At 36.3% G+C, this 12,211-nt stretch carries 12 protein-coding genes; 11 read left to right on the forward strand and 1 reads right to left on the reverse strand.

What is annotated here, in order from left to right; genetic code table 11:
* The 7 genes from ACFSCX_RS03240 (at window position 1) to ACFSCX_RS03270 (ending at window position 5,893) form a co-directional block, all read left to right on the forward strand.
* Window positions 1-1,929, forward strand: a complete 1,929-nt coding sequence (locus tag ACFSCX_RS03240; RefSeq protein WP_377927063.1) for a TRAP transporter permease — start codon at window positions 1-3, stop codon at window positions 1,927-1,929.
* 221 nt (window positions 1,930-2,150) lie between these two features.
* The gene (locus ACFSCX_RS03245) at window positions 2,151-2,960 is read left to right on the forward strand and encodes an alpha/beta fold hydrolase (protein WP_377926669.1); all 810 of its coding nucleotides are present in this window, start codon (window positions 2,151-2,153) and stop codon (window positions 2,958-2,960) included.
* Between the two features lie 153 nt (window positions 2,961-3,113).
* Entirely contained in the window at window positions 3,114-3,554 is a 441-nt protein-coding gene (locus ACFSCX_RS03250; protein ID WP_377926670.1) for a hypothetical protein, read from the forward strand.
* Between the two features lie 139 nt (window positions 3,555-3,693).
* A complete protein-coding gene (locus tag ACFSCX_RS03255) occupies window positions 3,694-4,569 on the forward strand; it encodes an NAD(P)-dependent oxidoreductase (protein ID WP_377926671.1) in 876 nt (291 codons plus the stop codon).
* Window positions 4,569-5,132 carry an HAD-IA family hydrolase gene (locus tag ACFSCX_RS03260; RefSeq protein ID WP_377926672.1) on the forward strand — a complete coding sequence of 188 codons (564 nt, stop codon included), beginning with the start codon at window positions 4,569-4,571 and terminating at the stop codon, window positions 5,130-5,132. Before ACFSCX_RS03255 ends, ACFSCX_RS03260 begins: the two co-directional genes overlap by 1 nt.
* A 65-nt stretch (window positions 5,133-5,197) precedes the next feature.
* A complete protein-coding gene (locus ACFSCX_RS03265; RefSeq protein ID WP_377926673.1) occupies window positions 5,198-5,374 on the forward strand; it encodes a hypothetical protein in 177 nt (58 codons plus the stop codon).
* Window positions 5,375-5,485: 111 nt separating this feature from the next.
* The gene (locus ACFSCX_RS03270) at window positions 5,486-5,893 is read left to right on the forward strand and encodes a VOC family protein (protein ID WP_377927064.1); all 408 of its coding nucleotides are present in this window, start codon (window positions 5,486-5,488) and stop codon (window positions 5,891-5,893) included.
* A gap of 22 nt (window positions 5,894-5,915) precedes the next feature.
* Here ACFSCX_RS03270 and ACFSCX_RS03275 read toward each other — a convergent pair whose 3' ends face one another.
* Window positions 5,916-6,821, reverse strand: a complete 906-nt coding sequence (locus tag ACFSCX_RS03275; protein ID WP_377926674.1) for an ArsR family transcriptional regulator — start codon at window positions 6,819-6,821, stop codon at window positions 5,916-5,918.
* 389 nt (window positions 6,822-7,210) lie between these two features.
* Between ACFSCX_RS03275 and ACFSCX_RS03280 the strand changes: the two genes are divergently transcribed.
* From ACFSCX_RS03280 to ACFSCX_RS03295, 4 genes are all read left to right on the forward strand, one after another.
* Complete coding sequence (locus tag ACFSCX_RS03280; protein ID WP_377926675.1) at window positions 7,211-8,482, forward strand: MFS transporter; 1,272 nt, start codon at window positions 7,211-7,213, stop codon at window positions 8,480-8,482.
* Window positions 8,483-8,539: 57 nt separating this feature from the next.
* Window positions 8,540-9,064 carry a GNAT family N-acetyltransferase gene (locus ACFSCX_RS03285; protein ID WP_377926676.1) on the forward strand — a complete coding sequence of 175 codons (525 nt, stop codon included), beginning with the start codon at window positions 8,540-8,542 and terminating at the stop codon, window positions 9,062-9,064.
* 91 nt (window positions 9,065-9,155) lie between these two features.
* On the forward strand, window positions 9,156-10,205 hold the full coding sequence (locus ACFSCX_RS03290; RefSeq protein ID WP_377926677.1) for a class I SAM-dependent methyltransferase: 1,050 nt from the start codon (window positions 9,156-9,158) through the stop codon (window positions 10,203-10,205).
* A gap of 300 nt (window positions 10,206-10,505) precedes the next feature.
* The gene (locus ACFSCX_RS03295; protein ID WP_377926678.1) at window positions 10,506-12,128 is read left to right on the forward strand and encodes a long-chain-fatty-acid--CoA ligase; all 1,623 of its coding nucleotides are present in this window, start codon (window positions 10,506-10,508) and stop codon (window positions 12,126-12,128) included.
* Window positions 12,129-12,211 lie beyond the last annotated feature (83 nt).

Here is a 12,211-nt window from a genome sequence, read left to right on the forward strand (position 1 = left end):
ATGCAAGAATTACTAGAAAAATATGATCCAGAGGCTGGTACAAGAAAACTTACTGGTGTCGTTGGTTGGATTGTCTTTATTGGACTACTTTCTTTTTCTTTATTTCAGCTTTATACAGCTATATTTGGAATTTTTACCGCACAGATACAGCGTTCGGTCCATCTTGGATTTGCGCTTGGATTGATCTTTCTATTGTTCCCTGCAGTAAAAGGCCACCTGAAAAAACAAAAGGGTCGCTTTCAAATCGCTTGGTATGATGGACTTCTATCTATTCTTGGTGTCATTGTTGGTTCATATTGGCCATTAATGATTCAAGATCTTGTATTACGTGTAGGCAGACTAACAACGCTTGATCTTATAGTTGGAACACTTGCAATTATACTTGTCCTAGAAGCTACTAGACGTGCAGTTGGGCTTCCTATTACAATTATTGGGCTCGTTTTCTTGTTATATGCTCACTTTGGACCTTATATGCCGGGTTTTCTAGCACATAGAGGATTAAGTATACAACAAATTATCCAAACGATGTTTTTCACAACAGAAGGGATTTTAGGAACTCCTCTTGGTGTATCGTCTACCTATATTTTCTTGTTTTTACTTTTTGGAGCATTTCTAGTAAAAACAGGTGTTGGCCAATATTTTAATGACTTAGCGGTGACAATTGCTGGTAAGTTAACAGGTGGACCTGCAAAGGTAGCCATTTTTTCAAGCGCCTTGCAAGGTACAATAAGCGGAAGTTCTGTAGCGAATGTTGTAACTTCAGGCTCATTTACAATTCCGATGATGAAGAAACTAGGCTACAAAAAGGAGTTTGCAGGTGCAGTTGAGGCTGCTGCTTCAACTGGAGGGCAATTAATGCCACCAATTATGGGAGCTGCTGCCTTTTTAATGGTTGAATTTATCGGTGGTATATCATACTGGGATATTGCCAAAGCTGCGGCAATACCTGCAATTCTTTACTTTACAGGTATTTGGATCATGACTCACTTTGAAGCAAAACGCATTGGTTTGCGTGGGTTAAAAGATGAGGAAATGCCAAATCGTAAGGAAGTACTTAAAAAGATTTACCTACTTGTTCCTATTCTAGCAGTTGTCTTTTTCTTAATGTCAGGCATGAGTGTAACAAAGTCAGCTCTTTGGGCCATCGTTGTGACGATAGCTGTCAGTGCGATTCAAAAATCAACTAGAATAGGAATTCGAGAAATGATTGAAGCTCTTGTTGATGGGGCAAGAACTGCATTAGCAGTAGCAGCAGCTACAGCCGCCGCGGGTATTATCGTCGGTGTTGTAACAAAAACAGGACTTGGCTTAAAGCTTGCAAATGGGCTTGTTGACTTAGCAGGGGGATTATTACTTCCAACACTATTCTTTACAATGATTGCAGCTATCATTTTAGGAATGGGCTCACCTACAACAGCAAATTATGTAATTACTTCAACGATTGCAGCACCCGCGATTATATTGCTTGGTGTACCTGATTTATCTGCTCATTTATTCGTGTTCTACTTTGGTATTGTGGCAGATATTACACCACCAGTAGCTTTAGCAGCGTTTGCAGCATCTGGTGTATCTGGTGGGGAACCAATTAGAACCGGGGTTCAATCTGCAAAGCTCGCCATTGCAGCGTTTATTATTCCATATATATTTGTGTTATCACCTGAGTTGTTGATGATAGATACAACATTGGGCGGTCTCATTTGGGTAATAATTACTTCAGTTACTGGTATGATAGCAATTGGCTCATCAATGATTGGTTATTGGATGAACAAAATGGGTGTGATACAGCGTGTTATTGCATTTGTTACAGGACTTTTATTAATCTATCCAGAGGGTATCTCAGACACTGTTGGTGCAGTACTCTTTGTTCTACTGTTTGGATATCAATATATGAGAAGGGATAAGCAAGGAGCTCCAATGCCTTCTAATTAGAAACTTTGTGAGTTAATCCTTACTTAAATATAGGATAAGTATTATTTAGGAAAAAAAGGAATATTAAGGCACAGTTCATACAAATTTGGACTGTGTCATTTTTTCGTATAAAGGATATTTTGGCATGTTAATTTAACCGTCTATTTTCGTTTAAATGGATAGAAAAAAGGGAAATTTGATTACATGTAGAAATGTAAGATAGGTAGAAAGGAGAGAACATTTTGCAACGACACCGTAAGAAAATTCAAGATTTAACTCTATCCTATATAGATGAAGGAAGCGGAGATGCAATTGTATTCATTCATGGTTTTTGTGGGAGTGCTGCCTATTGGGAGGAAATCGTTCCTTCATTAACTGACTCCTACCGAGTTATTGCACCTTCGTTAAGGGGACATGGGAAAACAAGTGCCGTATGTGAGCCATATACTATCGATGATATGGCTACAGATATAAAATTACTTTTAGATGAGTTGAACATTAATAAGGTCATGATGTTTGGTCACTCCCTTGGTGGATATGTAACATTATCTTTTGCTGAACAATATCCCGAATATTTACGAGGTATGTCCCTCATTCATTCAACGGCTAACGCAGATAATGAGGAGGGGAAGGAGAGTAGGAAAAAAAATATTGAACTTATATGTGATAATGGTATTGAACCATTAATCAGTTTGTTAGTTCCTAAGCTATTTTCATCAGTTAATTATAAAACAATGTCTGATGAGGTTGATTTTGTAAAAGAAATAGGACTTAGTACAAGTGTTATAGGTGCAAAGGGTGCTTTGCAAGCTATGATGAATAGACCTAGTAGAAACCATGTCCTTGAGAGGATAAAAATTCCAGTATTATTAGTTGCTGGAGAACAAGACCAAATTATTCCGACAGAAAAGGTATTTTCATTTGATGGACCTCATATACAACAACAAATGCTTAAGCAGTCTGGACATATGGGAATGCTCGAAAATAAAGAAGATTTACTTACCTATATTAAAAGCTTTATCATCAATCATACAGAGCTCCTCAATAAGTGAAGAGCTTTTTCTTTATTCATTTTTTGAGGAAGGGATTACATAAAATCTCTTCACTGAAGCTCTAGTTATGTGTAAATTATATATATTCAGAATATTGAAAAATATATTTGTGGTTGGTATACTATAAATACTAAAAATTTTTGGGGGGAAAAGATGAGCAAAAAAACATCCTTATTCAGTTTTTTATTGGTCCTAATGCTTATGTTGTCAGCGTGTGGTGGAGGAAGTGAATCTGCTAGTGGAGAGGCTAGTTCAGATGATCCAATTGAAACAGTAGTAAATAAATACGTAGAAGCGATTAATTTAGAAGATATAGACCATTTATTAAAAACAATTCATCCATTCTCCGCTCAGCATATCGAGCTTAGAGGATATTATGATAAGGATTTTGCTCAATTTGATTATGAAGTGAAAAAAGTAAGCTCCACTGTTAAAGAAAAACTAGATGACAAAGTGGTAGTGGAGCTCGTTTTTTCAAAAGCGTTATTAACTGAAAAAGCAGAAGGTCCCAATGAATTAAAAGAAGGAGAATTCACTCAGACTTTAACACTAAAAACGAAAGGTGAAGAGTGGGTTATTGATAAAGTTGAATAAGCCATCAAGCATTGACTTAGTTCAATGCTTTTTTGTATTGATGTAAAAAATATCTTTACTCACTAGATTACTTTTTTTAATCATGGAAACTTTGGTAAAATAGTGAAAAGTTATAACGAAGGGAAGTTGGAGAAGGGTTATGACAAACAGTAATGTGATTGGTTTTATTGGAACAGGCGTGATGGGAAAAAGCATGGTAAAACACTTCATGAGAGCTAGGTATGAAGTTAATATATATACAAGAACAAAGGACAAAGCAGCAGAGCTTATTGATATGGGTGCTAATTGGATGGAGTCAGTTGCAAATCTTTCGGCTTCTTCTCATTACATCATGACGATGGTAGGATACCCAGAGGATGTTGAAGAAGTGTACTTTGGAGAGAACGGAATTATTAATCATGCATTGCCTGGTTCCGTTTTAGTTGATTTTACCACCTCTTCACCAAGCTTAGCTAAGAAAATCTATCGTCTGTCAAAAGAGAAAAACTTACATGCGATGGACGCCCCAGTTTCAGGTGGTGACATTGGGGCAAGGGATGGAACGCTTACGATTATGGTTGGTGGTGACCAATCTACCTTTGGAAAAGTCTCACCTATACTTTCATTGGTAGGAAAAAATGTTGTTTTGCAAGGTGATGCCGGAGCAGGTCAGCATACAAAAATGTGTAATCAAATCGCAATTGCAAGTAACATGATGGGGGTTTGTGAGGCATTGGTGTATGCTAAGCAAAGTGGTCTTGAACCTGAAAAGGTCTTGCAATCGATCTCGGCTGGAGCTGCTGGTAGCTGGTCGTTATCTAATTTAGCACCTAGGATGCTGCAAGGGAATTTTGAACCGGGCTTTTATGTGAAGCATTTTATTAAAGATATGAAAATCGCCCTCGAAGAAGCTGAAAAAATGAATTTAAAATTACCAGGATTGGCTCTTGCCAAAAAACTTTATGATGAGCTCTCTTCAAGTGGGGAGGAAAATAGTGGTACGCAAGCACTAATCAAATTATGGAGTGAAAGTTGATGAATATATTGTGGGATTTTGACGGAACTATATTTGATACCTATCCTGCTTATACAAAAATAATGATGGAGATAGTGGGTAATGGAGTAAGTGAACAAGAAATTTATATGAAATTAAAAGTTTCTTTTTCACATGCGATTAAGCACTATCAATTAGATGAGGAAATGGTACAACTCATAAGGAGGAAAACCTCTGAAATTAAACCAGGCGAAGTATCTCCCTTTTCAGGTGTAGAGGAGATATTGAAGCATGCAAAAAAGAATGTCATTATGACACATAAGGAAAGGGAGGAAGTACTTCAGATTTTAGACTTTCATCACCTATCAGATTATTTCGTTGAGATTATTGCAGGGGATGATGGATTTCCTAGAAAGCCTGATAAGACATCATATGAATTCTTACATAAGAAACATGGACTTCATTTGGCAATCGGTGATAGGGAGTTGGATTTAATTCCAGCCAAGCAGATCGGAATCGCTACGTGTTCTTTCCAAAATCCAGTCGTGGAAGCAGATTATCACCTAAGTTCGTATGCAGATTTTTTTGCAGTGTTGAAGGAATGAAGAACACCTCTTTTGCATGTTTTTCATTCACCAAGTAAAAACTAGTCTTAAAGGGGTGAATGAACATGGCAAAAAGAACGAAAAAGAATGATCCACAGCAAAAAAATAAGAAGGGCTTTGATTCTGCTGTCATTGATTCTGAGTTTTCACATGAGCTCGGAAGCCACGATGCAAATGAAAAGCATAAGAAAAAGGCAAAGAAGGAAAAGGCAGCAAAAAATAACGGTGAATATAAAGGATAAGTTCGTAAAAGTGCACGAACCGTGCACTTTTTTTGTTTCCATATTTGCTCACTGTTTGGTACGATTCAAGTGATAAGGAAAGAAAGGTGTGGTGGTTTGAAAAACGTAGGGATGATACATCATATAGAGTTATATGTCTCAGATTTAACGAAAAGTCTCTCATTTTGGGATTGGTTTTTACTTGAATTAGGGTATGTAGCCTTTCAAGAATGGGAGAAAGGGAAAAGCTATAAAATTCATAATATGTATCTTGTTTTTGTCCAAACAAGGGAAAAGTATTTACATATGCCCTATCATCGCTGCGGTATAGGACTTAATCACCTCGCCTTTCACGCATCTTCTAGGGAGCAAGTAGATTTGATGACAAAAGCTGTGAAGGACCGTGGGATGAATGTATTATACGAAGACAAACACCCTTTTGCAGGTGGTAAGGACTATTATGCACTCTTTTTTGAAGATCCAGATCGGATCAAAGTGGAGCTTGTAGCCCCCGGTGATCAAGTTGAAGAGAAACGATAAGTAAGTAGCTAGGGCTGCTTACTTATTTTAAGAATGATAGAAGTTGTTCTTTTACCGTGTCTGGGAAACATAGCCGTGTACTAAAATATGTTTGCTCGTTCGTTAAATGAACACGGATGAGACCAGCTGAACGCAATATCATAAGGTGATGGTGAGCATTCCCCTTTGCACCACCAATTTCTTTTTGTACATCTGTAAAGGTAGCTTTTTCTTTAGATAAAAACTTCAATATTTGGAGTCTTTTAGAGTCTGCCATCCCCTTTAAAATCTTTAATAATTCATCTTCCTCCATACCAGTATTACGAATTGGGTACCAAATAAATAGTTTGTCCTTAAAGAAACTGAATGTATGTAAGGGTCTAAAGTGATAAGCAGGTAAAAGTATGACTTCGTTTATATCCTCTCTCTCTATTCTTAATCCAGTTGCATATTTTTCAATTACCACAGCCACTGAAGCATCAGAGTCATTCAAATCTGCTTTTAACCTATTGGCAGAGTTCACTCGTTCTGATAAAAGTCGATGTGGAAAATGTTTGAAATACTGCTCATTCCATTCATGTATTAATTCCAAAAACTCTGTTCGACTGTTTTCAATATTTAACAAATACTTTGTATCACATTCTACTAACAGAGGGCATAACAACTCGTATAACTCTCCAGATGACGGTTTTTTAAGCCATTCGAGAAAAGCCTCAATGCTATCTCTATTCGGACATTGTTCTAATAAAATACAGGCTACATCTATGAAGGCGATGTCATCCTTCTCCTCTAATTTTTTGCGCAGGGAGGGGGAAATTTGATTATTTACATGGTCTATCCATTTGCTACCAACATCTAAGTACTTAATATTAGAAGGTCTTTTATATAGAGCAAATGATAGTATCAGTTCATATACGGGTGAATCGTCAACTCTGACCTGAAAAGTCATATTTTAGCTCCTTTACCCGTTCCAACTGGCGCCAAGGCCACCACTTCAAAACTTTAGATGTATCGTGAAGTTTAAGTGGGGGGAAAACGCCAGTAAGAACCCATTAATTGGAACACAGACTAAGATCGCCACATCCTGTGGCAACGTCTGTGTGTCCCACATCCTGTGGCAACGTCTGTGTGTCCCACATCGTGTGGGCCCAGGCTAACAATCAGTGGAGGATGAAGAAAACCCCCTCTGATTGATTTCACTTTATATCTAATGATTATTTATTATATCATGTTCATTCCTTTTGAGAAGAATATACAAAACATGCTACATAATAGTTGAACTTATTCATTAGTTCAATTAGTATTGAACTAATGAATAAGTTCAAAGGAGATTGAACAATGAAAATTTCTTCTCGTTTAAGTGTTTTCAACAATTCTACATATTTAAAAATGTATCTCGCTCAACTTATCTCACAAGTAGGGACGTTTACTGGTTTATCAGCTATGGCCTTTTATATGTTAGATCGTTTTTCAACTCAACCCATTTTTACGACTATTACCGAACTCATGTATTCGTTACCAACACTATTTGTTTTTCTATTTACTGGCGTAATAGCAGATAAGCTTGATAGAAAGAAAATTTTACTATGGTGTGATGGTATTAGTGGATTTATTAGTATTCTTTTGTTATTTGCCATCTATTTTGATAGTGTACCTCTTGTGTTTTTGCTACTATTTCTCCGAAGTGGATTCATGAAATTTTTTCATCCAGCAGGAGTTGCGATTATTCAAGGTGTACTATCAAAGGAAGAATATCCTGTTGCGATTGGATTCAATCAAATGCTGTATAGTATTTTTGTCATTATTGGAAGTGGTTTAGGGGCAGTTGCCTATTGGAATATTGGGATCTCTGGGGCTATTATTGTAGATTCGATAAGTTTCTTTCTATCAGGATTACTCATCTATTCATGTAGTATAAGTGAAGATATAAGATTACCAAATGGAAAAATAAGGTTTAACGATTTAAAGTTTTCAGATATGATAGGAGATTTTAAATTAGGTATTTCCTATACGGTTAAAAATCCCATCATCTTATCTTTATACTTTGGCGTTATCATCATGGGAATCGTAAATGGTGCTATGAGTGTAATTCCACTATTTATGATGAAATATAATCTCACACCTACTAACTATGAAGGTATGCAAGTCATACTTAGCTGGGCATTTGGGATAGGAATTTTACTCGGAAGCATTTACGCAACTAGGTTAGTAAAAAAAATCCCTCTTTACAAAATGATCATAGCGAGTTTTGTAGTAAGTTCTCTTGCTCACTTTACACAATCAGTATTCCATTATAGTTCGGTTTTTGTAATTTTTCACTTTATTTATGCTTTTAGTGTTCCACTATGCAATGTAGCTTTTTTTGGTTGGATTGGTCAAATTGTCGAGAAAAAAATGATGGGACGTGTTCAAGCACTGATCACTCCTCTTATGATGTTTACCTTCGCAGTTACACAAGGAATCATAGCTATCGTTTTTCCTAAATGGATTTCAATAGAAGCTCTGGTAGCGGTAGTTGGCTTTAGTGAATTATTAATAAGTTTGTTTTATTTCATCACGTTACCCGGAATTGCTAGGAAAGTAAAGGATTCAGTTGTTTCCGTATCATGAAGGAAAATTTACATAGTTTAGTATGTTATAATTCTGATAAATAGAGGGGGGATTCGGTTGACCATTAGCCTTATTATTCGAAAAGCCATTCAACAAGACTACAAGCAAATTGCGAAGGTTCATGTTGATAGCTGGAGAACAACTTATCACGGTATAATCAAAGAAAGTTATTTGCAAAACATCAAGTACGAAGATAGGGAGAACTTATGGACGAGTGCCTTAGCAGAAGAATCTCATCATATTTGGGTTGCAGAAGTAAATCACAAAATTGTGGGGTTTGTCAGTGGTGGCCGTGAACGGACAAATAAGTATGGGATCGAGGGAGAGCTCTATGCCATTTACATATTAAAAGAGTTTCAGCAAAAAGGAATAGGGAAAAAATTAGTAACAACTTTCGCAGAAGATTTAAAGACAAATGGCTATTCATCTATGCTTGTATGGGTATTATCAGAAAACCCTTCAACGTTATTCTATCAGTCTTTAAAACCGGCCGTTATAGACTATGAATATATCGATATTGGTGGAGAAAACCATAAAGAAACGGCTTACGGATGGAAGGATCTAACGAATCTATTAGCTTGATTTTACAGAATATTTTTATAATTATATTGACGTTCGTAGCACCTCCATGAGATAGTGAAACAAAATACGATTCTCATGGAGGTGCTATTGATTGAGTGTAATTCAAAAACATGAGGAATTCTTACAATATTCTGAGCAGGATATTGAGACAACGCTTCTGACTCCAAGTTTCCGCGTAGATCTACGGAATCCAAAGAAAGAAGACCTAGATCAGTTCATTACTACGAATATTGTAAGTGATTGGTCACAGCTTTCTTGGAAGCAAATCGGCCGGCCATACGAAGTGAAAACAGTTGCAAAAGATCGAATTGAATGGGAGAACCATAATCAAACGAGTATGCCAGTAAAAACGTCGTGGGAATATTTTAATCGTTCTTTTCACGAATGGTTTGTAAAGGATGTACCAGCAGAATTAGAAGAGAAAAAGAAAGCGCTCGCAAAACATCTAAAACAATTCCATCTTGGAGAAATAAAAGAAGGAGTAGGTGATTTAATAAAATTAAGATTATGGAATTATGTACATCGGATAGAAGATGGTATATGGGATCCAAGAGGAAAACGAGCATTATTTGAAGGGTTAGATATACAAAAGCCTAAAATCTTATTTTTAGGAGCTGCTGAAGGCTATGAAGCCATGCAATTGGCGGCTATGTATCCTGGAGCTGAAGTCGTTTTAGTAGATTATGATTCGTATTGCCGTGATTATCGGTTTGCAGAATTTCCTGAATCATATCCATTTTTAGGTGTAAATCCTAGAACTGGTGGTCCAAAAGTTTGGTACAAATCAGATATGAACATAGAGTACGTAGTGGAAGATATTCGAAATCTTAAATATGGAAAAGAATTTGATATTGTCCTAAGTGTAGGTTTATTAGAGCATGTACCTGATGAACATAAAGAAGAAATTCTAGATATGCATCGAAGATTTCTAAAGCCATCTGGATACCTCATCATGACAACTCCACGTGATCAATTAAAGTCGAGACTTTACTATAAAATAATGGCTGATGTAATGAATCATACGTATCGAGAGCTAATGAATATAAAGCAAATGGGTTTATTTGTATATGAATCTGGTTTTGATATACTTCGTCACGGTTATATTAAAGTGCATAATGGAATCATTGCAAAAACTAGATAAGTATAATTATAGAGTTTATATGCCTATCGATTGTAAAAGTCGATAGGTTATTTTGTAGAATTTTATCTATATAAATTACTTGAATTTTCTGACATAAGTAGTATCATAGAGGATGAGGATTTACATACCGAATGGTTAGTAATTATTTACCCCAAAATGTAAGCGTATTCATAACTCTTAAATCAAGTTATCTAGTGGTGTGAAGATAAGACCTATTCTCTCACACTCTAAATAGATAAAGACACAACATGAAAAACATCCTTCGTTTATTCGTAAATAAAATGCTTGGAGGAATGTAAAATGAGTCAAAAACCTTGGTTAAAGATTTACCCTGAACACATTAAAGCAGAAATTGAAATACCCAAAAAAAGCTTACCTCAAATGTTACATGAAACATCGAAACAATATCCACAAAACATCGCACTCTCTTTTTACCACAAAAAAATGACCTATTTAGAATTATCTACCTTAGTAGGAGCATTTGCTTCAGCTCTTCAATCCAACCAATTTTCAAAGGGTGATAGAGTAGCCATCATGTTACCGAATTGCCCACAATACGTCATCTCATATTATGGTACTTTAACCTTGGGTGGGATTGTTACACAGGTTAACCCTATGCTCGTAGAAAGAGAGTTACAGTATATCTTACAGGATTCCGGTGCTGAAACAATTATTATTTTAGATGTATTTTATTCACGTTTGAAGGCCGTTCAATCAGAAACAAATGTCAAAAATGTGATAGTAGTCAGTTTACAACCTTCTGAACACTCTTTTGCACCGGATTTCTTGTTTGATGAGTTCATGAGATCAGGTAATGGAAAAATTAATTATATCGATATTGATCCACATGAAGATGTTGCCGTACTCCAATATACAGGTGGTACAACAGGACGTTCTAAAGGAGCTATGCTGACTCATGCCAATTTAGTAGGTAATATCCTGCAATGTTTTGAGTTTTTTAAGGATGATATAGAGTTTGGACAAGAGCGCTATTTAACAGTTATTCCTTTATTCCATGTTTTTGGAATGACTGTATGTATGAACTTTTCTATTTATACGGGATCTAATAATATTATGCTACCGAGATTCGATCTTGAGGAAGTATTGAATACGATAAAAAATGAGAAGCCCACGATATTTCCAGGTGTTCCAACTATGTATGTGGCGATAACAAATCACCCTGAAGCTGAGAAATATGGGATTGATAGTATTCGGATGTGTAACAGTGGTAGTGCTCCTATGCCAGTCGAGTTATTGAGAGAGTATGAACGAAAAACTGGAGCAAAAATATTAGAAGGATACGGTCTATCTGAAGCATCACCGGTTACCCACTGTAATCCTATATTTGCAGAGAGAAAGCCTGGAAGTATTGGAATAGGGTACCCGTCAACGGACTATATGGTGGTAGATTTATCAACTGGAGAGCATGAAGTTCCTCCAGGTGAGTTAGGCGAACTCATTATTAAAGGTCCGCAAGTTATGAAAGGGTATTGGAATATGCCGGAGGAAACAAAAGAAACTTTACGTAATGGTTGGCTGTTTACAGGTGATATTGTTAGAATGGATGATGAAGGTTATGTTTATGTTATCGATCGCAAGAAGGATATGATCATCGCAAGTGGATATAATGTATATCCCCGTGACATAGAAGAAGTATTGTATGAACATCCTGCTGTTCAAGAAGCAGTCGTGGTTGGAATTCCTGATGAATATCGAGGAGAAACCGTTAAGGCCGTTCTAGTTTTAAAAGCAGGAAAAGAAGCAACTGAGGAAGAAATAATTCAATATTGCAAAGAAAACATGTCATCGTACAAAGTCCCAACAGTAGTTGAATTTCGAAAAGAATTACCGAAAACAAGTATAGGAAAAATTCTCCGTAGAGTGATAAAAGAAGAAGCTTCACAGAGAGTAACCAAACAGTAAATAGACTGAAAAGTAGGAGCATGCTTGATATTAGTACACAGAGAGAATGAATATTCTTCATTCTCTTTTGTTTTTTATTGTAG

The sequence above is a fragment of the Bacillus salitolerans genome (assembly GCF_042680805.1).
Lineage (GTDB): Bacteria > Bacillota > Bacilli > Bacillales > SA4 > Bacillus_CJ > Bacillus_CJ salitolerans.